The 23,789-nt window shown below is 35.0% G+C and carries 23 protein-coding genes; 22 read left to right on the top strand and 1 reads right to left on the bottom strand.

The annotated features are described in order from the left end of the window. Positions 1–62: 62 nt before the first annotated feature. A complete protein-coding gene (gene clpB, locus M2373_RS11215; RefSeq protein ID WP_259110631.1) occupies positions 63–2,657 on the bottom strand; it encodes an ATP-dependent chaperone ClpB in 2,595 nt (864 codons plus the stop codon). Between the two features lie 568 nt (positions 2,658–3,225). Here clpB and M2373_RS11210 point away from each other — a divergent pair. The 22 genes from M2373_RS11210 to M2373_RS11105 all read left to right on the top strand — a co-directional run bounded on the left by M2373_RS11210 (position 3,226) and on the right by M2373_RS11105 (position 23,782). Then, positions 3,226–3,804: a TetR/AcrR family transcriptional regulator gene (locus M2373_RS11210; protein ID WP_259110629.1), complete on the top strand. Its 579-nt coding sequence runs from the start codon at positions 3,226–3,228 to the stop codon at positions 3,802–3,804. Positions 3,805–4,080: 276 nt separating this feature from the next. After that, positions 4,081–5,400, top strand: a complete 1,320-nt coding sequence (locus M2373_RS11205; RefSeq protein WP_259110627.1) for a phenylacetate--CoA ligase family protein — start codon at positions 4,081–4,083, stop codon at positions 5,398–5,400. Continuing rightward, positions 5,397–6,482, top strand: a complete 1,086-nt coding sequence (locus M2373_RS11200; RefSeq protein WP_259110625.1) for a 2Fe-2S iron-sulfur cluster-binding protein — start codon at positions 5,397–5,399, stop codon at positions 6,480–6,482. The genes M2373_RS11205 and M2373_RS11200 overlap by 4 nt, the downstream gene beginning before the upstream one ends. An 83-nt stretch (positions 6,483–6,565) precedes the next feature. Beyond that, on the top strand, positions 6,566–7,504 hold the full coding sequence (paaA, locus tag M2373_RS11195) for a 1,2-phenylacetyl-CoA epoxidase subunit PaaA (protein ID WP_259110624.1): 939 nt from the start codon (positions 6,566–6,568) through the stop codon (positions 7,502–7,504). Positions 7,505–7,613: 109 nt separating this feature from the next. Next, positions 7,614–7,895, top strand: coding sequence for a 1,2-phenylacetyl-CoA epoxidase subunit PaaB (gene paaB, locus M2373_RS11190; protein ID WP_034679196.1), 282 nt, complete (start codon positions 7,614–7,616; stop codon positions 7,893–7,895). A gap of 71 nt (positions 7,896–7,966) precedes the next feature. Continuing rightward, the gene (gene paaC / locus M2373_RS11185) at positions 7,967–8,716 is read left to right on the top strand and encodes a 1,2-phenylacetyl-CoA epoxidase subunit PaaC (RefSeq protein ID WP_259110622.1); all 750 of its coding nucleotides are present in this window, start codon (positions 7,967–7,969) and stop codon (positions 8,714–8,716) included. 96 nt (positions 8,717–8,812) lie between these two features. Continuing rightward, positions 8,813–9,277, top strand: coding sequence for a 1,2-phenylacetyl-CoA epoxidase subunit PaaD (gene paaD / locus M2373_RS11180; RefSeq protein ID WP_259110621.1), 465 nt, complete (start codon positions 8,813–8,815; stop codon positions 9,275–9,277). A 135-nt stretch (positions 9,278–9,412) separates the two neighbouring features. Beyond that, positions 9,413–10,213 (top strand): enoyl-CoA hydratase-related protein, encoded by an 801-nt coding sequence (locus M2373_RS11175; RefSeq protein WP_259110620.1) that lies wholly within the window; start codon positions 9,413–9,415, stop codon positions 10,211–10,213. A gap of 76 nt (positions 10,214–10,289) precedes the next feature. Next, positions 10,290–11,423, top strand: coding sequence for a 3-hydroxyacyl-CoA dehydrogenase NAD-binding domain-containing protein (locus tag M2373_RS11170; RefSeq protein WP_259110619.1), 1,134 nt, complete (start codon positions 10,290–10,292; stop codon positions 11,421–11,423). Between the two features lie 56 nt (positions 11,424–11,479). After that, a complete protein-coding gene (locus tag M2373_RS11165) occupies positions 11,480–11,794 on the top strand; it encodes a hypothetical protein (protein WP_259110618.1) in 315 nt (104 codons plus the stop codon). Between the two features lies 1 nt (position 11,795). Continuing rightward, complete coding sequence (locus tag M2373_RS11160; protein ID WP_259110617.1) at positions 11,796–12,209, top strand: PaaI family thioesterase; 414 nt, start codon at positions 11,796–11,798, stop codon at positions 12,207–12,209. 130 nt (positions 12,210–12,339) lie between these two features. Continuing rightward, complete coding sequence (locus M2373_RS11155) at positions 12,340–12,645, top strand: four helix bundle protein (RefSeq protein WP_259111086.1); 306 nt, start codon at positions 12,340–12,342, stop codon at positions 12,643–12,645. 45 nt (positions 12,646–12,690) lie between these two features. Then, positions 12,691–13,896 (top strand): 3-oxoadipyl-CoA thiolase, encoded by a 1,206-nt coding sequence (gene pcaF / locus M2373_RS11150; protein ID WP_259110616.1) that lies wholly within the window; start codon positions 12,691–12,693, stop codon positions 13,894–13,896. Positions 13,897–14,053: 157 nt separating this feature from the next. Beyond that, positions 14,054–14,647 (top strand): transferase hexapeptide repeat family protein, encoded by a 594-nt coding sequence (locus M2373_RS11145; RefSeq protein WP_259110615.1) that lies wholly within the window; start codon positions 14,054–14,056, stop codon positions 14,645–14,647. Positions 14,648–14,667: 20 nt separating this feature from the next. Next, on the top strand, positions 14,668–15,498 hold the full coding sequence (locus M2373_RS11140; protein WP_259110614.1) for an alpha/beta hydrolase: 831 nt from the start codon (positions 14,668–14,670) through the stop codon (positions 15,496–15,498). A 114-nt stretch (positions 15,499–15,612) separates the two neighbouring features. After that, positions 15,613–18,108 (top strand): phenylacetic acid degradation bifunctional protein PaaZ, encoded by a 2,496-nt coding sequence (gene paaZ / locus M2373_RS11135; protein WP_259110613.1) that lies wholly within the window; start codon positions 15,613–15,615, stop codon positions 18,106–18,108. Positions 18,109–18,227: 119 nt separating this feature from the next. Then, on the top strand, positions 18,228–18,839 hold the full coding sequence (locus tag M2373_RS11130; protein ID WP_259110612.1) for a transposase: 612 nt from the start codon (positions 18,228–18,230) through the stop codon (positions 18,837–18,839). A gap of 164 nt (positions 18,840–19,003) precedes the next feature. After that, on the top strand, positions 19,004–19,540 hold the full coding sequence (locus M2373_RS11125; RefSeq protein WP_259110611.1) for an SMI1/KNR4 family protein: 537 nt from the start codon (positions 19,004–19,006) through the stop codon (positions 19,538–19,540). Positions 19,541–19,586: 46 nt separating this feature from the next. Next, positions 19,587–20,321, top strand: a complete 735-nt coding sequence (locus M2373_RS11120; protein ID WP_259110610.1) for a DUF4241 domain-containing protein — start codon at positions 19,587–19,589, stop codon at positions 20,319–20,321. 36 nt (positions 20,322–20,357) lie between these two features. After that, the gene (locus M2373_RS11115; RefSeq protein ID WP_259110609.1) at positions 20,358–21,044 is read left to right on the top strand and encodes an SMUG2 DNA glycosylase family protein; all 687 of its coding nucleotides are present in this window, start codon (positions 20,358–20,360) and stop codon (positions 21,042–21,044) included. A 43-nt stretch (positions 21,045–21,087) separates the two neighbouring features. Then, entirely contained in the window at positions 21,088–22,083 is a 996-nt protein-coding gene (locus tag M2373_RS11110) for a DEAD/DEAH box helicase (RefSeq protein WP_259110608.1), read from the top strand. 106 nt (positions 22,084–22,189) lie between these two features. Beyond that, positions 22,190–23,782 carry a hypothetical protein gene (locus M2373_RS11105; protein ID WP_259110607.1) on the top strand — a complete coding sequence of 531 codons (1,593 nt, stop codon included), beginning with the start codon at positions 22,190–22,192 and terminating at the stop codon, positions 23,780–23,782. Positions 23,783–23,789: the final 7 nt, after the last annotated feature.

The following is a 23,789-nucleotide window of genomic DNA, read 5'->3' as shown; positions in this document are numbered from 1 at the left end:
AGAATTTCCGCAGATTTTGTCTGCGGAAATTCTTCAAAAATAATATATATGAAAAAAACTACTTATTGTTCAGCAGGTCTGAAAACCAAACCTGTTTCCTCGAAATAATCCAATGTGATTCTGTCACCGTCATTCACGGTTCCTGCAAGAATTTCTCTTGATAGTTTGTTGAGAACTTCCTGTTGGATCACTCTTTTCAACGGTCTTGCACCGAAAGCCGGATCATATCCTTTATTCATCAGATAATCTACAGCGTCTTGTGTTGCTGTCATGATGATATTTCGTTTGGCCAACAAATCATTGAATCCTCTCAACTGATACGTTACGATTTTTCCAATTTCTTTTTTTCTTAAAGGCTGGAACAATACCACCTCATCAATTCTGTTCAGAAATTCCGGACGCAAGGTCTGTTTCAATAGATCAAAGACCTGATCTTTCGTTTTGTCGACAATTTCATCCTGATTTTCATCGGTAATATTCTCAAAATTTTCTTGAATCAAGTGCGAACCTAAATTCGAAGTCATAATGATAATCGAGTTTTTGAAATTCACGACTCTGCCTTTATTATCCGTCAATCGACCGTCATCTAAAACCTGCAGCAATGTGTTGAAAACATCCGGATGTGCTTTTTCAATTTCATCTAAAAGTACTACCGAATATGGTCTTCTTCTCACGGCTTCCGTCAACTGCCCGCCTTCATCATATCCAACATATCCCGGAGGCGCACCGACAAGTCTAGACACACTGTGTCTTTCCTGATATTCACTCATATCGATTCTCGTCATATTGTTTTCATCATCGAATAAAAACTCGGCTAATGCTTTTGCAAGCTCGGTTTTTCCAACTCCGGTTGTTCCTAAGAATAAGAATGAACCGATTGGTTTTTTATCATCACTTAATCCCGCTCTGTTTCTTCTGATTGCGTCTGCAACGGCAGTTATCGCCTCATCCTGACCAACAACTCTGTGATGAAGTTCGGTTTCAAGATTCAATAATTTTTCTCTTTCGGATTGTAATAATTTTGTTACAGGAATTCCTGTCCATTTTCCAATCACTTCAGAGATATTGTCTGCTGTTACTTCTTCTTTAATTAATTCATTCTGATGGTTTTGCATCTCCAGTTCCAGTTTTTGCAAAGCATCTTCTTTTTCTTTAATTTTTCCGTACTGAATTTCAGCCACTTTTGCATAATCTCCTGCTCTTGATGCTCTTTCAGCTTCCAGTTTCAGAGATTCTATATCTTTTTTGATGGATGTTAAATCCTCAGATTTTTGTTTTTCTTTAAGCCATTTAGCATTAATTTCATTTCTTTCCTCAGAAATTTTCGAAATATCTTCTTTTAAATGGTCAATTTTTGTTTGATTACCTTCTCTTGAAATCGCTGCCAATTCAATTTCCATCTGCATTAGTTTTCTGTCTAAGACATCCAGCTCTTCCGGTTTTGAATTGATTTCCATTCTCAATTTAGCCGAAGCCTCATCAATCAAGTCAATCGCTTTATCCGGTAAAAATCGATCCGAAATATATCGTTGAGACATTTCCACTGCGGCAATAATCGCTTCGTCTTTGATTCTTACTTTATGGTGAGCCTCATATTTATCTTTAATTCCACGAAGAATGGAGATTGCGGATTCTGTATCCGGTTCTTCAACCATCACTTTCTGGAAACGTCTTTCAAGTGCTTTATCTTTTTCGAAATATTTCTGATATTCATTTAAAGTGGTCGCACCGATCGCTCTTAATTCTCCTCTTGCCAAAGCAGGTTTCAGAATATTGGCAGCATCCATTGCACCTTCACCACCTCCGGCTCCCACCAATGTGTGGATTTCGTCGATAAAAAGAATGATTTGTCCGTCTGATTTGATCACTTCATTTACAACAGATTTCAAACGCTCTTCAAATTCACCTTTGTATTTTGCACCGGCAATTAGAGCTCCCATATCCAGTGAATACAATGTTTTATCCATTAGATTTTCAGGAATATCTCCGGAAATAATTCTATGTGCAATTCCTTCTGCGATGGCGGTTTTACCAACTCCGGGTTCACCAATCAGAATCGGATTATTTTTTGTCCTTCTTGAAAGAATCTGTAAAACTCTTCTTATTTCTTCATCACGACCAATTACTGGGTCTAATTTTCCTTCTGCAGCTAATTCATTGAAGTTTTTAGCGTATTTATTTAAGGACTGATACGTCTCTTCCGAACTTGCAGAAGTTGCCTTACTTCCTTTTCTTAATTCTTTAATTCCGCCTTCCAACAGGTTTTTTGTAACACCCATATCTTTCAGCATCTTCGAAACTTCTGAACTGGTTTCCAAAAGTGAAAGCCATAAATGTTCGATCGTTACAAATTCATCACCCATTTTTTTAGCGATGTTGGGAGCATCAAGCAAGACTTTATTTGCAGATTGTGAAAGATAAATATTTCCTCCCTGTACTTTTGGAAGTTTTTCAAGATTTTCACGGTTGCGCTCTCTTACCAAATTGGCATCTGCTTCAGATTTTTTTAATAAGAAAGGCGATATATTTTCATCTACCTGAAAAATTCCTTCCAGTAAATGTTGAGGTTCTATTTGCTGATTGCCAAATTCCATGGCCACTTGTTGTGCAGCCTGAATGGCTTCCTGTGATTTTACGGTATATTGGTTTAAGTTCATATTTTGTATATTTTTGATTCTTTAATCTTTAGTTTTCAATTTTAGATTTTAGACATCAGATTTCAGACCATAAGAGTCTAATAAATGTTAATTTTTAAATCCGAAGTTCTAATTTCTGATGTCCTCAATCTTATTTAATCATTTAATTCTGATGGGTATATCGCAAAAACCGTTCAATTGTTGAATTTTTAAAAATAACGGACAAATTTTCAGAAATATGTATTTTTGATTCATGTAGTAAAGACAAAATTTCCGATTCAGATAATTTGAATTAAAAATTATGGAAAAACAGTCAGGTTTGTTCGAAATAGAAAAATAATTGAATGTTAAGATTATTTCTAAATTTCCAGATAATTATTAGCGAAGTTAAAATTCTCCTCCTTTTGGGGGCGAAAATTCAAAGAATTTTTGACGGGGTGGTTAAAAAATATATAAGAGTTTCGAATAAAGCCAAATGAACACAATGTATTTCGTAAACATATTAATGTATGTCAACTTCTAATGGTAAAAATCATCTCCCCAAAATCAAAATATTAAAATCAAAATAATTACTTTTGTGTTTTACCAGATGGAGTTAAAAGAAAAACAAAGGAAAATACTGGATGTTGCCGTAGAACTTTTCAAAGAGAAAGGGTATATGGGCAGCTCTGTGAGGGATTTGGCAACAAAACTCAATATTAAGGCGGCTTCTTTATATGCGCATATTCGTTCAAAAGAAGAAATTCTGGAATGGATCTGTTTTGGAATTGCTCAGGAGTTTTTCGATGAACTTCAGGAGGTGAAAAATACCGATATTCCGCCAAAGGAAAAGCTCAATCTTTTTATTGATAAACATTTATCAGTTGTTTTGAAAAACCGTGATGTTACCCATATCTATTCCAATGAATGGAGGCATTTAGAAGAGAGACTTCCCGAATTTGTAGAGTTGAGAAAAAATTATCAGGAAGAAGTTGAAGAGTTAATTTCTGAAATTTATAAGTCCGAAAACTGGGAATTGAGATCATCTGCTTTTACCACAAGGTTTATTCTTCATACCTTAAATAATTCCTATTTCTGGTTTAAAAGAAACATTGAATCAACCAATGATATCACTGATGAGATAAGGGATAAAGTTCTTTTTGGGTTATTGGGAAATGAGAAAAAATAAAACTCATTAAATTTTTTTATCACGAAAATTTCCCCAAATTTTATCAGAGTCTTTGTCATTCTGACGAAGGAAGAATCTAAACTTAGTATTAGAGATTCCACGCTCCACTTTGTTTCGCTCTGGATGACAAAATCAGCGTGAAACAAAGCTTAAACTTAACCTCAACCTTATTCAAATTATTTAGAATCATTCAAAATATGACGAAAATCATAAAAATTTTGTCACGTTCCAAAATCTTTTTAAATTTACACCTAACAAATGTTAGTTAGTTAAGGTATGGATTTTTCAGTTGAATATTTAAAGCTCGACCAGTTGAGACAGCTTCAATCTGAGCGATTGGCGAAATTGGTAGACTATCTTGGGGAGAAGTCGGAATTTTATAAAGGAAAATTTAATGAAGCAGGAATATCTCCACAAGAGGTCAGGTCGATCGAAGATATTACGAAACTTCCGATTACTTACAAACAGGATTTAAGAGATAACTATCCGTTCGGATTATTTACCGTTCCCAAAAATGAATTACAGAGAATTCACTGTTCAAGCGGAACAACGGGAAAACCAACGGTTGTAGGATATACAAAAGAAGACGTTGATTTATTCAGCGAAGTAGTAGCAAGATCTTTGAACGCAGCAGGAGCGAAACCAGGAATGCAGTTGCATAACGCGTACGGTTACGGAATTTTCACGGGCGGATTGGGATTACATTACGGAGCGGAAAAATTAGGGATGAGCGTTCTTCCGATTTCGGGAGGAATGACCGCGAGACAGGTCGATTTAATTATAGATTTTAAACCTGAAGTTATTTGTTGCTCACCGTCTTACGCGTTGACAATCGCTGATGAATTTGCAAAAAGAGGAATCTCGGCGGAAGAAATCAGTTTAAAATACGCTGTTTTAGGCTCAGAGCCGTGGACGGAATTGATCAGACATCATATTGAAGAAAGATTAGGCGTTCATGCAACCAATATTTATGGGTTAAGTGAAATTATCGGACCTGGAGTTTCAATGGAAGATTTTGAAGAAAAAGGAGGCTCTTATATTTGGGAAGACCATTTTTATCCTGAAATTTTAGACCCGATTACAAAACAGCCCGTTCCTTTTGGTGAAGAAGGCGTTTTGGTGATTACCACTTTAACGAAAAAAGCGATGCCGCTTTTACGTTACTGGACGAACGATATTACCAGTCTTTATTATGATGAAAACTCAAAAAGATCAATGGTGAAAATGCGGCCAATTCTTGGAAGAGCCGATGATATGTTGATCGTAAGAGGGGTAAATGTATATCCAAGTCAGATTGAGGAAGCGTTTTCCCATGTGGAAGGCGTGGTTCCGAATTATTATTTAACACCAATTGAGAAAGAACAAATGTGTGTGGCGCTGGATATTGATGTTGAAATTGATGATGAATTGGTAGCTTCGAAAAATTTGGATCAAAATACCGATGATTATGCTATTTTTGTCGGAAACTTTGGAAAAAGTATAGAAAACGAAATAAAAAAACGAGTAGGAATCACCACGAAAGTGAAAATTCATGCTCAGGACAGTTTACCTAAATGCGAAGGTGGAAAAATTAATAGAATACTAAAAACAAAATGAATTCATTTTATAAATTAAAAACTGTAAAAGTTCAGAAAGATACCAACGATGCTGTAAATGTAGCCGTTGAAATTCCTGAGGAGCTGAAGGATAAATTCAGATTCAAGCAGGGGCAGTATCTTAATTTCCGAATGATGATCAACGGGAACGAAGAGAGACGTTCTTATTCTATCTGCAATGCTCCGAGTGAAAAAAGCAACACGCTGGAAGTATTGGTGAAATTATTGGAAAACGGAAAAGTTTCCGGTTATTTCAATGAACATCTTCACATGGACGAAATCCTTGAAGTAATGCCTCCGATGGGTGGCTTTAATACATCTTATCACCCGACAAACGTAAAAACTTACGTTGGTTTGGCGGCAGGAAGCGGAATTTCTCCGGTGTTGTCAAATATTAAAGAAAGTCTTTATCAGGAACCGAATTCAAACGCTTATTTGTTCTACAGCAACAGAAGCATGAATCATGTCATGAAAAAAGCTGAGATCGATAAACTGGTTGACACTTTTAACGGAAGACTGAAAGTTGTTTATTTAGTAAGCCGTGAGCAACACGAAGATCCGATTTTTGAAGGAAGAATCTCTCCTGAAAAATTAGATCAGCTGTTCGAAAGATATACAGATATTGATGTTAAAGAATCTACCTTCTTCATTTGCGGCCCTTCAGAAATGATTAAAGGGATTGCTGATTATTTAAAGAAGGATAAAAAAGTACCTGCCATTCAGGTTTTATTTGAATATTTCACCGCTCCAGACGAAGAGAATACGGAGGAAATGAGCGATGAATTCAAAGCTATTGCCAATATAGAAAGTATGGTAACAGTAATCATTGATGATGATGAATATTCGTTCCACCTTAATTCTAAAAAAGAGAGTATCTTAGATAAAGCATTGAAAGACAATCTTCCTGTACCTTTTGCATGTAAAGGAGGAGTTTGTTGTACGTGTAAAGCCGAAGTTTTGGAGGGAGAAGTTTTCATGGAGAAAAACTACGCGCTTACCGAAGAAGAAGTAGCCAGAGGCTTTGTTCTTACCTGTCAATGTCACCCGACAACGAATGTGGTGATGCTTAATTATGATGTATAATTTAATGTAACAATATATCAATTTACCAGTGTAGTAATCATTGGTACATTGTTAGACTGATACATTGTTAAATTGAAAAAATTATGGACTTAGAAAAATTTGTACAATACGTACACGACGAAAATAAAGTAGAACCAAAAGATGTAATGCCTGATGATTACAGAAAACTATTGGTTCGTCAGATTTCACAGCACGCACATTCTGAGATTGTTGGAATGTTGCCTGAAGCCAACTGGATTTCCAGAGCACCTTCATTGAGAAGAAAAATGGCGCTGTTGGCTAAAGTTCAGGATGAAGCAGGTCATGGTTTATATTTGTATTCTGCGACTGAAACGTTAGGAAATGGAACCATCAGAGCGGATAGAGATGCGACTTATGATGATATGTTGGAAGGAAAAGCAAAATACTCAAGTATTTTCAATTATCCGACGTTGAGCTGGGCAGATATCGGTGCCATTGGCTGGTTGGTTGATGGAGCTGCGATTATGAATCAGGTAATGTTGATGGGGAATTCTTACGGTCCTTATTCAAGAGCGATGGTGAAAATCTGTAAAGAAGAATCTTTTCACCAAAGACAGGGCTACGAGATTTTAATGGCGCTTTGTAGAGGTACAAAACAGCAGAAAGAAATGGCTCAGGCTTCGTTAAATCGTTTCTGGTGGCCGGCTTTAATGATGTTTGGACCTAATGATGACAGCTCGCCAAACTCTAAAATTTCTATGAATTACAGAGTAAAAAGAGAAAGTAACGACAGTCTTCGTCAGAGATTTATCGACGTTACGGTTTCTCAGGCTGAATTTTTAGGATTAACCGTTCCTGATAAAGATTTAAAATGGAATGAGGAAAGACAGCATTATGATTTTGGAGAACTTCCGTGGGATGAATTCATGGAAATCTTAAAAGGAAACGGTCCTGCCAACAAAAAACGTATTGAAACCAAGAGAAAAGCTCAAAGAGAAAATTCTTGGGTAAAAGAAGCTGCGGCAGCTTTCGCAGAAAAACAGGAAAAAATTTCAATATAACAATATACCGATGTAAAAATGTAGCAATTCAATTGTCATTCTGAGCAAAGCGAAGAATCTCATTATTGTTAAACTGGTACATTGATACATTGTTAATTTAATTTTATTTATGGCAAATTTAGATATGTGGGAAGTGTTTATTCAGACTAAACCGGGATTATCTCACAAACACGTTGGAATTGTACAGGCACCAACAGCAGAAATGGCTTTGCAGAACGCAAGAGACGTTTATACAAGAAGAAAAGAAGGAACTTCCGTTTGGGTTGTTCCAAGTAAATATATTGTGACTTCAGAAGGAATTGATAAAGAAGCATTCTTTGATCCGGCTGATGACAAATTGTACCGTCACCCGACGTTCTACGATATTCCTAACGATGTAAAAAATATGTAATAAAGAAGTTAGAAGTTAGATTCTAGAATTTAGTCTAATTTCTAACCTCTAATTTCTAAATTCTATAAAAAATGAACCCATTATATAATTATTTATTAAAACTAGCGGACGACAGTTTCATTATGGGACAGCGTTTGTCTGCATGGTGTGGTGAAGGTCCTTATTTGGAGGAAGATATTGCATTGACAAACATTGCGTTGGATGAGCTTGGTCAGGCGAATAACTTTTACGTTTATGCTTCAAGAGTGATCGATAACGGTAAAAGTGAAGATGATTTGGCATTTTTAAGATACGAGCATGAATATTTAAATGCACACTGGACGGAACTTCCGAACGAAGATTATGCACAGACAATTTTAAAGGTTTATGTTTTCGCAGTATATCAGAAATTGATGTACGAAGCATTATCGAATTCTGCCAATGAAGAATTGTCTGCCATTGCTCAGAAATCTTTGAAAGAAGTAAGATACCATTATACTCACACTGCTTCCTGGATGAAAATTTTCGCTCAGGGAACAGAAGAAAGTAAATCCCGTTTAGAAAAAGCGATTGAAAGTATCTGGGAATACACAAAAGGTCTATTTGCAAAAACAGAAGGAGAAGATGACTTGGTAGCTTTAAATATTGCTCCGAATACAGATGCTCTTTATGAAGAATTTTTAGCAATTACACAGAAAGATTTTGCAGATTTCGGTTTAGAATATCCAACGAATCCTTTTATGCAGCCAAAATCAAGAACAGGTTACCACACAGAATATTTTGGATTTATCCTTTGTGAATTGCAATATATGCAGAGAGCATATCCGGGATGTACATGGTAAAAAAATCAATGAGTTAATTTGAAAATCGGAGAATTTGAAAATTACGAGCAACGTATCATTTTCAAATTAGCACATTTTCAAATTTTCAAATTAATTATGAAAAATCCTTTAGAAATATTAGAGCTCGTTCCCGATCCGGAAATTCCGGTAATCAATATTGTGGAATTAGGTATTGTAAGAGAAGCGAAAATCACGAGTGAGAATTCTTGCGAAGTGACCATTACGCCGACTTATTCTGCCTGTCCAGCCATGTTTACCATTGAGGAAGACATCATGAAAATCATGAAAGAAAATGGTTGGGATGCGAAAGTAGTCACCAAAATGTTTCCGATTTGGACAACAGACTGGTTGACAGATGAAGCGAGAGAAAAACTTCGTGTGTACGGAATCACACCTCCCGAAAAAGGAGCCGACGAACATCACATCGGGAAGCCGAAAAAATGTCCGCGTTGTGGTTCTATGAATTCAAAACAGATCAGCAGATTCGGATCTACATTGTGCAAGGCTTCGTATCAGTGCTTAGACTGTTTAGAGCCTTTTGACTATTTTAAATGTCACTAAAACTAATATAGCAATGTATCAATGTAACAGTTTACCAATATGCTCAGTATGACATTACAATTGTTATATTATTAGACTGATAAATTGTTACATTATGACTAAATTAGTGCATTGTTAAATTTAAAAATTAATACTATGTATACACAACTTGATATTGAAACGCATTTTGACGGAAAACTGAAAATTGCCTACCTGAATCAGCCGGAAACTATGAACGCGCTTACAAAGCCGTCTTTATCAGATCTAAAAGACTTTGTTAAAGAATGTAGTGAAGATCCTACGGTAAGATGTGTGGCCATTTCGGGAAGAGGAAGAGCTTTTTGTTCCGGTCAGAATCTGGATGATGCGTTTGTTCAAGGTAACGAGCATCATGACAATGATATCATCAGAAAGATTGTAGTAGATTATTACAACCCTTTGGTTACGGAAATTACACGTTGCAAAAAACCTGTAGTTGCATTGGTAAACGGTCCTGCAGTAGGAGCTGGAGCAATGTTGGCATTAATTTGTGATTTCGTTTTAGCTTCTGAAAAAGCGTATTTTGCTCAGGCATTTTCAAATATCGGTTTAATTCCTGATACAGGAGGAACGTATTTCTTACCTAAATTATTGGGAAGACAATTAGCAAATTATTTAGCATTTACGGGTAAGAAATTATCTGCTGAAGAATCAAAATCTTACGGTTTGGTGGCTGAAATTTTTACTGAAGAGGAATTCGCTTCTAAATCATTAGAAATTTTAGAAAAAACATCAAATATGCCAACTGTTGGACTTAAATTAACCAAAAAAGCATTTGCTGCTTCTTACAATAATACGCTGAAAGAGCAATTGGAACTGGAAGGAGATTTACAGCAGGAAGCTGCAGAAACAGAAGATTTTAAAGAAGGGGTAAGTGCCTTTCTAGGAAAAAGAAAACCTAATTATAAAGGAAAATAAGAATTAATATAACAATGTACCAATGTAGCAGTTTAACAGTGATTGTTACATTGTTACATTGATACACTGTTACATTATGGAAGTAGGAATTATCGGTGCCGGAACGATGGGAATCGGCATTGCACAAGTAGCCGCAACGAACGGATGCAAAGTTTGGGTCTATGATGCCAATGCAAAACAAGTAGAAACGGCAACCGTAGGTTTGGAAAAAACATTAACCAAATTGGTTGATAAACAGAAGATTTCAGCAGAGAAAATGACTGAAATCTTAGCTAATATTTCCATTGCTACAGAATTGAAGGACTTCAAAGATTGCGAATTAGTGATCGAAGCCATCATCGAAAACAAAGAAATTAAAACCAAAGTTTTCACAGAATTAGAGAAACATGTTTCAGAAAGCTGTGTGATTGGTTCCAATACATCATCTATTTCCATCACCTCTCTCGGTGTGGAATTACAAAAACCGGAGCGTTTCATCGGAATTCACTTCTTCAATCCGGCTCCATTGATGCCTTTAGTTGAGGTTATTCCATCTTTATTAACAGAAAAATCTTTAGCGGAAAAAATCTACAATCTTATGAAAGATTGGGGTAAAACACCTGTTATTGCAAAAGATATTCCCGGATTTATCGTTAACAGAATTGCCCGCCCTTATTACGGTGAAGGCCTAAGAATTGTTGAAGAAAACATCGCAACAATAGAACAGGTTGATGGAGCCATGAAGACAATCGGAAATTTCAAAATGGGACCGTTTGAATTAATGGATCTCATTGGTGTTGATGTCAATTTTTCAGTAACAAAAACGGTTTACAACGAATACTTCTACGATCCGAAATACAAGCCATCTCTTCTTCAACAAAGAATGTCTGAAGCAAAACTTCACGGCAGAAAAACAGGAAAAGGTTTTTATGATTATTCTGAAGGTGCTGAAAAACCTGTTGCCGAAAAAGATGATGCCCTTTATCAGCAAATATTTCTGAGAATTATCTCTATGTTGATTAATGAAGCGGTTGAAGCAAAAAGATTAGGTGTTGCGAACGACGAAGATCTTGAATTAGCAATGCAGAAAGGGGTAAATTATCCAAAAGGATTATTGGCTTGGGGAAAAGAAATCGGTTATGCAAAAATCTCAGAAACTCTTCAAAGTCTTTATGAAGAATATCAAGAAGAAAGATACAGACAAAGCCCGTTACTACGTAAAATGAATTAAACAATTTGAAAATTGATTATCAATGGTTTTCATTTTCAAATTCTCAAATTAATATTATGGATATAAACGGATTCAGAGCCGAATTGGAAACGAGGCTTCTCATTGAAAAAGAATATATAATTCAGGAACTTTCTTCAATACATGATGATCAGGAAAAATTGAATTTATTGGGGAAATTTAATGACCAATATCGCGGGTTGATCAAAAGATTAGCCAATGAATATGGTATTGACTTAAATGAAGCTTATCCAACTGAAAATCCATCCGATTCAGAAAACCTTTCATACGAACAGATAATTCTTGGCAAAACCATGAGTATTTATGACAAATTGGTTGATGAATTATATGAAGAAATAACAAACATAAATTAAAATGAATCCAAGACAGGTTGCAGAATATATGTTCGATCAGGATTATTTTTCCCAGTGGATGAACATTAAAATGATCGAAGTCAAAGAAAATTATTGTTTACTCGAAATGCCCATCAAAAAGGAAATGTTGAATGGGTTAAAAACCGTTCACGGAGGTGTTACGTTTGCTTTTGCAGATTCTGCACTGGCATTTTCGTCTAATAATTCCGGAGATGCAGCTGTTGCACTGAATTGTATCATCAATTTTACCAAAGCGGGAAAAGAAGGCGATGTTTTCAGAGCAGAAAGTATCTTAGTAAACGACACCAGAAAAACCGCTGTTTATGACATTAAAATTACCAATCAAAATGAAGAATTGGTTGCGAAATTTGTCGGAACAGTTTATAAAATCGGAAAAAAAGTAACGGAGCTTTAGGCTCAATATAAAAATCTATCCATGTAACAGTTTACCAATGATAATGATGAGATAAAATTAATTTTTTACACAAATGATAAACTTTGACAACAATCCATTAATTTCGAAAACAGTTTAATTTTCTTTAGATATAATTGAATTTTGTGAACTGTTAGATGAAAGAAGAAAATTTGTTATAGCAAAACAATTGTTGCGTTCTGGAACAAGTATCGGAGCGAACGCATTTGAAGCACAAAACCCTCACAGCAAAAATGATTTTATAAATAAAATTAAAATTGCGGCTAAAGAATTAGAAGAAACAAAATATTGGCTCTATCTCTGTAAGAATTCTAAGACTTATCCTTTTAATGAAAAGTTAGAACTTCAGATCATTGAGATTGGGAAAATTATTTATAAAATATTAAGTACAAGTCTAAATAAAAATCAACCAATTTAGCATTGGTACACTGTTACATTGCTAGATTGTTACATTAAAATCATTATGAATAACGTATATATCATTGACTATGTCAGAACTCCCATTTCAAAATTACAGGGAGGATTATCGGAAGTAAGAGCTGATGATTTGGCGGCAATTGTTATTAAAGAAGTGGTAGCAAGAAATCCTGAAGTTCCTGTTGAAGAAATTGAGGATGTTATTTTCGGATGCGCAAACCAGGCGGGTGAAGATAACAGAAATGTAGCAAGAATGGGGCTTTTACTGGCTGGACTTCCGTATAAAATCGGTGGTGAAACGGTAAATAGACTTTGCGCTTCGGGAATGTCGGCGGTAGCAAATGCTTTCCGTTCAATTGCTGCGGGCGAAGGTGAAATTTATATTGCAGGTGGGGTAGAACATATGACGCGTTCGCCTTATGTAATGTCAAAACCTAGCGCAGCTTTCGGTAGAGATAGCCAAATGTTTGATACGACTTTCGGATGGAGATTCGTTAATCCTAAGATGAAAGAATTATACGGAGTTGACGGAATGGGAGATACTGCTGAAAATTTAGCAGATATGCATAACATTAGCCGTGAAGATCAGGATAAATTTGCTGTCTGGTCTCAACAAAAAGCGACTAAAGCTCAGCAAAGCGGAAGACTGGCGGAGGAAATTGTAAAAGTTGAAATTCCACAAAGAAAAGGCGAACCGAAAATCTTCGATACAGACGAATTTATCAAGCCAACTTCTTCAATGGAAGGATTAGGAAAACTTCGTCCGGCTTTCAGAAAAGAAGGAACAGTAACGGCAGGAAATGCTTCTGGAATGAATGACGGAGCAGCTGCTTTAATTCTGGCAAGTGAAGAAGCTGTAAAAAAATATGGTCTAAAACCAAAAGCTAAAATTTTAGGTTCATCTGTTGCTGGTGTTGAGCCAAGGATTATGGGAATCGGACCTGTTGAAGCGACTCAGAAGTTATTAAAAAGACTGAATCTTTCTTTAGATGATATGGATATCATTGAATTGAATGAAGCTTTTGCAGCTCAGGCTTTAGCAGTAACAAGAACATTAGGTTTAAAAGATGATGATTCAAGAATAAATCCAAACGGAGGAGCGATTGCAATCGGTCATCCACTTGGCGTTTCAGGCGCAAGAATCATTGGTTCTGCCGCTATGGAACTTCAAAAACAAGATAAAAAATATGCATTGTGTACCCTTTGTATCGGTGTCGGACAAGGCTATGCAATGGTAATTGAAAAAGTATAACTTTTTCAAGAATGTAACAATATAAAAATGTATCAATGTAACAATTCCATTGTCATGCTGAGCTTGCTTGTAGTGAGCTTGTCGAACTATCGAAGCATCTCAATTGGTAAACTGTTAGATTGATACATTGTTAAATTAAATTTTTAACAAAAATTTTATGAATATTTACTCATATCACGGAATTCGTCCCATCATCAAACCATCCGCTTATGTTCATCCACAGGCGGTAATCATCGGAAACGTGGAAATTGGCGAAGAAGTTTATATCGGTCCCAATGCGGTAATCCGTGGGGATTGGGGTAAAATTATCATCAAAGACGGCGCGAATGTTCAGGAAAACTGTACACTTCATGTCTTTCCGGGAATTGAAACTATTTTAGAAGAATCAGCACACATCGGTCATGGTGCAATTATTCATTCCGGACATATCGGAAAAAATTGTTTGGTTGGAATGAATGCAGTGGTGATGGACAAAGCCGTTATCGGTGACGAATGTATCATCGGAGCTTTGGCTTTTGTTCCCGCAAATTTCAAATGTGATGCAAGAAAATTAATCGTGGGAAGTCCTGCAAAAATCATCCGTGATGTTTCTGATGAAATGATTAGATGGAAAACAGAAGGAACAAAACTATACCAGGAGTTAGCGAGAGAAGGTAAAGATGCTATTCTTCCTTGTGAACCTTTTACAGAATATGTTCAGCAGATTCCTACAAAAGTTGTTGATTACAGCATTTGGGATGATGTGAAATAAATTACCACACAAAATTAAATATGTTAAAAAAACTTCTCATTTTCTTCAGTATTCTGGTTGCATTTCAATCTGTGGCTTTTGCTCAGACTATAAATGTAAAACCATTGACTATTGGAGAAATCAGAACCATAAAATCTAAAATTTTAAATGAAGACAGAATTTTGAATATCTATCTTCCGCAAAATTTTGACAAAACAAAATCCTACCCGATTATTTATCTTTTAGATGGAAGTATGAATGAAGATTTTATTCATGTGACAGGTTTAGTTCAATTCTTTAATCAAATGTATTCCATGCCGGAAACAATTGTGGTTGGAATTGCTAATATTGATCGAAAAAGAGACTTCACTTTTCACACTGATTTAAAAGATTTACAAAAAGATTATCCAACAACGGGACATTCGGATAAATTCATCAGTTTTCTTGAAAAAGAATTGAAACCTTATATCGAAAGTCAGTTTAAAACTACCGATAAATATCTTTTCGGTCAATCGTTGGGTGGACTTTTAGCAACAGAAATTTTATTAAAAAAGCCTGAAATGTTCAATAATTATTTCATCATCAGTCCAAGTTTGTGGTGGGATGATGAAAGTCTTTTAAAACAGGCTTCTCAATTATTAACCAAAATTCCGGATACGAAGAAATTTATTTATGTTTCTGTTGGAAAAGGTGAACATCCGGTGATGGTAAAAGATGCTGAAGATTTATTTGATGTTTTAAAAAAATCAAATAAGAAGAACTGGACGGTAGAATATAAAATGATGGAAACAGACAATCACGCAACAATTCTTCACAGAAGTTTGTATGAAGGTTTGGTGAAATTATTTCCGTATCAGGAAGCGAAAAATTAAAAATGTAACAATCTAAAAATATATCAATATAACAATTCGTGCTGTCATGCTGAGCCTGTCGAAGCATCTCATTAGTAAACTGTTAAATTGATACATCGTTAAATTAAATATTATATGGAAAAGTTAAAAAACTATATCCACGGTGAATGGATAGAAGGCTCTGGAAACGGAATCCCTTTGTACAACGCTGTGACAGGAGAACAGGTTGCTGTTTCCGATACAGAAGGACTGAATTTTGAACAGGCTTTAGATTACGGAAGAACAGTAGGTTACAAAAATCTTTCATCCATGACGTTCTATGATCGTGGGGAAATGTTGAAAAAAGTAGCACTTTACCTTTTAGAAAGAAAGAAAAAATATTACGATTTATCATATAAAACAGGGGCAACTCATGTTGATTCTTGGGTAGATATTGAAGGAGGTTTCGGTACTTTCTTTACGTATTCGGGATTGGCGAAGAGAATGCTTCCAAACACTCCTTTTTGGGTAGATGGAGAAACTCAGAAAATTTCAGCAAACGGAACTTTTCTGGGAACTCATATTTTAACACCGAGTGAAGGAGTTTCAGTACAAATCAATGCGTACAACTTTCCTGTTTGGGGAATGTTGGAAAAGTTATCCACATCGTTGCTAGCAGGTGTTCCGTCTATCGTGAAGCCTTCTCCGTTTGGTTCATATTTAACGAACGCAGTTTTCCAGGATATGATTGAAAGCGGAATTCTTCCGGAAGGAGCTGTTCAGTTGGTTTGTGGAGAACCGGGAAATATTCTGGATTATATTCAGGATGGAGATTCTGTGTTGTTCACAGGTTCTGCAACGACAGGTAGAAAATTAAAGTCTTTACCATCAATTGCAGGAAATGCTGTTCGTTTCAACATGGAAGCAGATTCTTTGAACTGTTCAATTCTTGGATTGGATGCAAAACCGGGAACTCCTGAATTTGATTTATTCATCAAAGAAGTTCGTAACGAAATGACCACGAAGGCCGGACAGAAATGTACAGCGATCAGAAGAATTATCGTTCCTGAAAACTTAATAGGAGACGTTCAGAATGCTTTATCTAAAGCTTTAGACCAGACAAAAATAGGAAGTCCGTTGAGCAGAGAAACAAGAATGGGTTCTTTGGTTGGAAAACAGCAGTATGATGAGGTTTTAAGAAAAATAAATTTATTAAAAGCGGAAACAGAGCTTGTTTATGACGGACAGCACGAATTGATAGATGCCAACTATGAAAATGGAGCATTTATGAGTCCAAAATTGTTCTTGAACGATTCTCCGTTTACAAAAAATATCTCTCACGATGTCGAAGCTTTCGGACCAGTTTCTACGTTAATGCCTTACAAAGATGCGGAAGAAGCAGCTGCTTTGGCTAAAAGAGGAAAAGGGAGTTTGGTGGGGTCTATCATTTCTCACGATGATCAATTTGTGGCAGAAACTTCGTGGAAAATGGCTTCTCAGCACGGTAGAATTTTCGTTTTAAACAGAGATAATGCAAAAGAAAGTACTGGGCACGGTTCTCCACTTCCTACTTTAATGCACGGTGGTCCCGGTAGAGCAGGTGGTGGTGAGGAAATGGGTGGTTTAGGCGGTCTTCATTTCTTCCTTCAAAAGACAGCGATTCAAGGGTCTCCGGATACTTTGACGGCAATTACTAAAATTTATCAGCAAGGCGCTGAGAAAAAATATTCAGATAAACATCCTTTCCAGAAATATTTCGAAGAAGTTGAGGTTGGAGATTCTTTAGAAACAGCAGGAAGAACGGTAACTGATGCAGACATCGTGAATTTCTCCAATGTTTCTTGGGATCATTTCTACGCACACACGGATGCAACGAGCTTGACAGGAACTATCTTCGATAAAACCGTTGCTCATGGATATTTCATCCTTTCTGCGGCAGCCGGATTATTTGTTTCAGGAAAAAAAGGACCTGTTATTGCGAATTACGGATTGGAAAACTGTTCGTTCTTCAAGCCTGTTTATGCGGGAGATACGATTACGGTTTATTTAACGGCAAAAGAAAAAATCAACAGAGGAGTAAAAGGAAGAAATATTCCTTCCGGAGTTGTGAAATGGTTGGTTGAAGTGGTAAATCAAAGAGATGAGATTGTTTGTGTAGCGACTATTTTAACATTGGTGGCAAAACATTCTCCTTTCATCGATTTAAACTTAAAAAATATTCAAAAAGCTTTAAATGGCTTAACTGAATCGACCCAGCCAGGTTGGGGAAAAATGTCTCCTCAGCAAATGATTGAGCATTTGGAACATGGCGTTTTAGTAAGTTTAGGTGAGCCTGAAGCGGATAAATGTTTCACTCCTGAAGAGCAATTGGAAAAATGGCAGGATTCTCTGTATAATCACAGAAAAATGCCGAAAGATTTCCCTGCGCCTTTCTTGGCTGAAGATGAAAAATTATTAGATCTAAGACATAAAAATTTAGATGCTGCAAAACAGTCTTTCATGGATAATTTAAAGAAATTCGTAATTTATTATAAAGAAAATCCAGAAGCAGAGCACATGAATTTTGTCTTCGGGAAATTAAACAAAGAAATGTGGGAACTGATGCACAAAAAACATTTTACCCATCATTTTGAGCAGTTTGGATTGATTTAATTCAAAATAAAATATAACTTTATAGTCCCTTTTGGTTTTTACTGAAAGGGATTTTTTATTTTTAATCCTTGTCAAGGTTCTGAACCTTGACAAGGATTAAAGGAAAACACACAAATGAAATGACAGATATTAGAACCACACCAATTGAAGCAGATTGTTACTATCATATTTACAATAGAGGAATTAACGGAGAAGATATCTTTAAATCCGATCGGAATTATTTGTTTCTCCTAAGTAAAATTTCGGAATTTCTTACTCCGGTTTGTGATGTTTATTCATATTGTCTTATGTCTAATCATTTTCATTTTTTAATTAAGATAAAATCTGATTTTGAATTGGAGAGCCTTGTCAAGGTTCAAAACCTTGACAAGGCTTGCATAGGACTTCACTCACCACAAAATATTTTCTCAAAACAATTTTCTCGAATTTTCAATTCTTATTCTCAAGCTTTTAATAAAGAAAACAATAAACATGGAGCTTTGATAGAATCTCCATTTAAAAGAAAATTGATTACTTCAGATGAATATTTAATCAATACAATTATTTATATTCACCAAAACCCATTACATCATTCAATTATAGATGATTTTTCAAAGTATAGCTTTTCTTCTTACCAATCTATTTTAAGTAATTCAAAAACGTTATTGAAAAGGCACGAGGTTATTAAATTATTTGATGATAGAGAAAATTTTATAATGTCACACAAAAAAATGATTGATTTTGAGTTTTAGCTTTTCATTGTGAAGTCTGTTGCAAGCTCCTATCCTTGTCAAGGTTTTAAATCTTGACAAGATTATTGATGCTCCATAAAAATCTTAGTTAAAGAAATGTTTTTAATTAAAAATGATAATTACTTTTACAGTAAAATCAGAATCTCATTTATTTAAAACAAAATATGAATCTACACTTTTTCAAAGACTTTGACTTCACCGATTTCTGGAGTGAAAGCAGTTATTCAGTAAGAGATTACATCGAGGAATTTCCGGAAGATGAAATGATTGCTTCTGTTGAAAACGAATTGGGCTATAAACTTCCGGCTTCTTATATCGAATTAATGAGAATCCAGAACGGAGGATTGGTTGAAAAAAGCTGTTTTCCAACAGCAGAAAGTAATTCTTGGGCAGATGACCATGTCGCAATCACCGGAATTATGGGAATTGGAAGAGAAAAAACATATTCAGTTTGTGGCGAACTGGGAAGTCGGTTTATGATGGAAGAATGGGGATATCCGGATGATGGTGTTTATATTGCCGATTGTCCGTCTGCGGGGCATGATATGATTTTACTGGATTATTCAAAATGTGGAAAAGATGGCGAACCGGAAGTCGTACACGTAGATCAGGAAGCAGATTACAGGAAAATTTTTCTGGCAAAAGATTTTGAAACTTTTATAAAAGGCTTAAAAAACGAAGAAGATTTTGATTTGGATTAAATGATGCCTATTTTTAAAGAATAAAATCAATTACTAAAATAATTATATGAAAGAAAACTGGATGCAGAAGTACGAAGATGTGAAAAATATATTGGTTTGTCCAACAGACCTTGAATCTTACTTCACTTTAAATGAAATTGCTGGTCAACAAATCGAAACAATGGAAATTGGAAATGTTTCTCTCCCTTCCGGAAAAATAGTTGTGAGAGATCCGCTTGTTGATTTGAATGGTAATCAGTCACCTTATTTTGTTCAGGCTCCGAAAGGAAATTTTCCAGTGACGATTTCCGTAGTAAAATCTGAAGATTGGGGCGACAGGTATGCTGTTGTAAAAGTTGAGTTTACCGGTGAAAAGCCTGTTGTTTACAGAGAAGCTTTAGTCGGGATTGAAGAATTGGAAGACGTTACCGAAGATGATTTTTTTGGTTTTGGAGTAGATGCCGGTCTAGGTTGCATTACCGATAAAGAAGTGCTTCCTTTTGTGGATAAATTTGTGGCTGAAACTGATGTCGACAATTTTTATGATGATTATTTTGCCGGACTTTTCGAACAAAGCTATAAAGACAATCCAAAAAATCAAAGAGATGCGGGAGATTGGATCAACTGGAAAGTTCCAAATACGGAATATCAGATTCCTATGTTTGCAAGTGGTTTTGGAGACGGAACTTATCCTGTGTATTTTGCTTACGATGCCAATGAAGAAATTTGCGGTTTGTACATTCAATTTATTGATATTGAATTGGCTTTAAGTGAAGATGGAGATGAGGATGATGTAGAGTGATCAGCCTGAAAATTTCGTTTTTCTTAAAAACTAAATATGAATAAAACTTTTGCGGATAAAGTTGTTGAGTTTAATCAAAATTTAAAATATACAGGAGATCTTCCTAAAGATTTTCAGGTATTGAATCCTTATCTTGATAATCCTGAAACAATGGTTGTCATGCAAAAGTTTTATCAAAAATATTACAATGATTCCGATAACAGGAAGTTCATTATTGGAATAAACCCAAGTCGTCATGGTGCGGGAGTTACCGGAGTTCCGTTCACTGATACAAAACGATTGGAAAGTGTTTGTGGAATCAAAATGAAATCCGCTCATACACACGAAATATCCTCTGTTTTTATGTATGATATGATAGCAGAGTATGGTGGAGCAGATGATTTTTACAAGGATATTTATATCAATTCACCTTTTCCTTTGGCGATTGTAAGAAAATCAAAAAGCGGGTGGCTGAATGCCAATTATTATGATGACAAAGAGCTTTTCAGTAAGGTCAAAGATTTTATGATCGATTCTCTGAAAAAACATATAAGTTTAAATCTTGATACTTCAGAAGTTTTTGTTTTAGGAAAAAAGAATGCTGATTTTATTTCAAAATTAAATAAAGAAGCTCAGCTTTTCGATAGAATGACTGTGTTGGAGCATCCGAGATATATTCAGCAATATAAATCGAAAGAGAAACAATTGTATATTGATAAGTATATTTTGGCTTTGAAAAAATAGAATAAAGGCAAACATAGAAAGCTTTTCATAAAATTTTCACTAAATGAATTCGTTTCCCAAAGATTTAAGATTTAAATATAACTGGAGAAAATACCAGAAATTTTTTTTAGATAATGCGAATGATTATTTATATGATAATCATCTGCATATTGTAGCACCTCCCGGTTCGGGAAAAACGGTTCTGGGTTTAGAAATGATGCTTCGTCTTGACAAGCCTACACTTATTGTTGCTCCGACCTTGGCAATAAGAAATCAATGGGTTTATCGATTTTGCGAATTGTTTTTGCAGCAGGAAAATACTCCCGATTGGATTTCAATAGATATTAAAAATCCAAGCTTTGTTACCGTTACAACATATCAGGGAATTCATGCTGCATGTAATAATTTAAGTGAAAATGAGCTTGATGATGAAAGTTTTGCTGAAGAAGTTTTCGGGTCAAATATTTCAAATGTTATAAAAAATCTTAAAAAGCAAAAAGTAGGAACTTTCATTCTGGATGAAGCTCACCATCTGAAAAATGTTTGGTGGAAGAGTTTGATCGAGCTTAAAAGTAAAATTAATCCTACAATTGTTGCGCTTACAGCAACACCTCCTTTTGATGTTTCCGGTATGGAATGGCAGAAATATATTCAGTTAAATGGGAATGTTGATGTAGAAATTTCAGTTCCGGAATTGATGATTGAAGGCGATCTTTGTCCACATCAGGATTTAGTCTATTTTACTTTACCAACTGAAACAGAACAACACAAAATTGAAAACTACTATCAACATGCCCATGATTTTTTCAAAGAAATTAAAAATGATAAAATTATTCTTCATGCTTTAGAAAATCACCCGGTTTATCTTCATCCAGAACATTATCTTGAGTGGATTTATGAAAATCTTTCTTCGTATACTTCCGGATTGGTTTATTTACATTTTAAAGGAAAAGAAATCATAGATCTTCATTTTGAAATTGTAGGGGATCAGCAAAAATTTGTTCCAGAGTTCGATTTTTTGGTTGGAAGAGTTAATGGATTTTTATCTGTTTGTAGATGAAGTGAACTTTAAACAATTTGAAGAACATCGTACCAGTCTTGAAAATAGATTAAGAAGGAATGGTTTTTTAGATAAAAGGGTGGTTAGTTTTTTTAATAATAAAAACTTGACACAAATATTTAATTCGAGCATTGGAAAGCTTGAGGGAATAAAAGATATTGTTGATTTTGAATATTCTGTACTTCAAGATGATTTAAAAATGGTCATTCTTACAGATTTCATTAAGAAAGAGTTTTTAACTAATAATACTCAAAATGATTTAGAACTCGATAAAATTGGAGCTATTCCCATTTTTGAAAAATTAAGGAGGGAAAATACAAATAAGAAAAAGCTAGGTGTTCTTACCGGAAGTATTGTAATTATTCCAAAAACCTCCAAGAGTATTTTTGTTGGATTTTGCAATAAAAAGGGAATTTTTAATATTTCTGTTTCTGAACTTACTTACGACCCAGATTATCTTTTAATCAATATTTCAGACAGTATAAGACATAATATTGTACATATCATTACAGAGATTTTTCAGATTGGTGAAATTCAGGTATTGATTGGTACAAAATCACTTTTAGGAGAAGGTTGGGACGCTCCGAAAATGAATACTTTAATTCTTGCCAGTTTCGTAAGTTCGTTTGTTCTTTCGAACCAGATGAGGGGAAGAGTAATTCGGACAGATAAAGATAACCCGCACAAAACGGGAAATATTTGGCATCTGGTCTGTTTTGATGAAAAAAACGAAAACGGTGGGCAGGATTTTGATATTTTAAAAAGACGGTTTAAAACTTTCGTTGGAGTTTCAAATAACGATAATCCTTCTATTGAAAATAATTTTGAACGATTAGGTATTAAAGCTGATAAAGAGAAAAAAGAATTTTCCTTAATTAATTTACAAACATTTGCCTTTGCTAGAGACAGAGAGAGTCTTTCTAAACGTTGGAAAATGGCTTTAAGTAAAGGAAATGTGTTAATTGAAGAAATACAGATTCCAATTGGAGAAATGAGGGAAAATGAAAACCTGAAAATGGACTATCTGAAAAAAATGATAGGCAATTTTTCAGGAATTATGCTTTCTACTTTTTTTACGTTTCTATATGAAGTTGTTTCTGAGTTGGTTAAATCTTTTGATGATATTCATTCTATAGATGCTTTTTTCAAAGTTTCTATGGTCGCAGGTCTTATCGGAATTGGTGTTTATGGAGGGAAATTTTACAGAGCAACAAAACAATATCTGAAATATAAAAATATAGCAAGACACCTTGAATTGATAGGAGATGTGGTATTGAAAAGTCTGATCAACGAAAAAATTGTTCAAACCCCTGAAGAAAAATTAAAAATAGTAACCTCAAATGATATTTATAAAAACTCGATCTGTCATTTGGAAGGAGGAACTAATTATGAAAAATCACAGTTTATTCAGACTTTGCAGGAATTAATTGCTCCGGTCGATAATCCAAGATATTTATTGGAGCAGAAAAATAAGTTTTTTTTGATGAAGAAAAGTTTATATTTTCCACTTCCGGAAGCTTTTGCTAAAAATAAAAGGAGTGCAGAATTTTTCCGACATACATGGAGCAAGAATTTTTCCGCTTCTGATTTAATTTTTACACGTACAATAGAAGGAAGGCGAATTTTATTAAAACTAAGATTTCAAACATTAATGAAGAGAAACTTAAAAATAGAACACATTCATAAATGGACCCGATAAAATAATC

This window comes from Chryseobacterium sp. JUb7, from assembly GCF_024806495.1.
Lineage (GTDB): Bacteria > Bacteroidota > Bacteroidia > Flavobacteriales > Weeksellaceae > Chryseobacterium.
This window is presented reverse-complemented; position numbering and strand designations above follow the sequence as displayed.

Coding starts and splice junctions, on each gene's coding strand:
- M2373_RS11120 (WP_259110610.1), top strand. CDS start 19,587: ATGAAAGAAAACTGGATGCAGAAGTACGAAGATGTGAAAAATATATTG.
- pcaF (WP_259110616.1), top strand. CDS start 12,691: ATGAATAACGTATATATCATTGACTATGTCAGAACTCCCATTTCAAAA.
- M2373_RS11200 (WP_259110625.1), top strand. CDS start 5,397: ATGAATTCATTTTATAAATTAAAAACTGTAAAAGTTCAGAAAGATACC.
- M2373_RS11170 (WP_259110619.1), top strand. CDS start 10,290: ATGGAAGTAGGAATTATCGGTGCCGGAACGATGGGAATCGGCATTGCA.
- clpB (WP_259110631.1), bottom strand. CDS start 2,657: ATGAACTTAAACCAATATACCGTAAAATCACAGGAAGCCATTCAGGCT.
- M2373_RS11175 (WP_259110620.1), top strand. CDS start 9,413: ATGTATACACAACTTGATATTGAAACGCATTTTGACGGAAAACTGAAA.
- paaD (WP_259110621.1), top strand. CDS start 8,813: ATGAAAAATCCTTTAGAAATATTAGAGCTCGTTCCCGATCCGGAAATT.
- M2373_RS11205 (WP_259110627.1), top strand. CDS start 4,081: ATGGATTTTTCAGTTGAATATTTAAAGCTCGACCAGTTGAGACAGCTT.
- M2373_RS11125 (WP_259110611.1), top strand. CDS start 19,004: ATGAATCTACACTTTTTCAAAGACTTTGACTTCACCGATTTCTGGAGT.
- M2373_RS11210 (WP_259110629.1), top strand. CDS start 3,226: ATGGAGTTAAAAGAAAAACAAAGGAAAATACTGGATGTTGCCGTAGAA.
- M2373_RS11160 (WP_259110617.1), top strand. CDS start 11,796: ATGAATCCAAGACAGGTTGCAGAATATATGTTCGATCAGGATTATTTT.
- M2373_RS11115 (WP_259110609.1), top strand. CDS start 20,358: ATGAATAAAACTTTTGCGGATAAAGTTGTTGAGTTTAATCAAAATTTA.
- M2373_RS11110 (WP_259110608.1), top strand. CDS start 21,088: ATGAATTCGTTTCCCAAAGATTTAAGATTTAAATATAACTGGAGAAAA.
- M2373_RS11145 (WP_259110615.1), top strand. CDS start 14,054: ATGAATATTTACTCATATCACGGAATTCGTCCCATCATCAAACCATCC.
- paaA (WP_259110624.1), top strand. CDS start 6,566: ATGGACTTAGAAAAATTTGTACAATACGTACACGACGAAAATAAAGTA.
- paaZ (WP_259110613.1), top strand. CDS start 15,613: ATGGAAAAGTTAAAAAACTATATCCACGGTGAATGGATAGAAGGCTCT.
- M2373_RS11140 (WP_259110614.1), top strand. CDS start 14,668: ATGTTAAAAAAACTTCTCATTTTCTTCAGTATTCTGGTTGCATTTCAA.
- paaB (WP_034679196.1), top strand. CDS start 7,614: ATGGCAAATTTAGATATGTGGGAAGTGTTTATTCAGACTAAACCGGGA.
- M2373_RS11165 (WP_259110618.1), top strand. CDS start 11,480: ATGGATATAAACGGATTCAGAGCCGAATTGGAAACGAGGCTTCTCATT.
- M2373_RS11130 (WP_259110612.1), top strand. CDS start 18,228: ATGACAGATATTAGAACCACACCAATTGAAGCAGATTGTTACTATCAT.
- paaC (WP_259110622.1), top strand. CDS start 7,967: ATGAACCCATTATATAATTATTTATTAAAACTAGCGGACGACAGTTTC.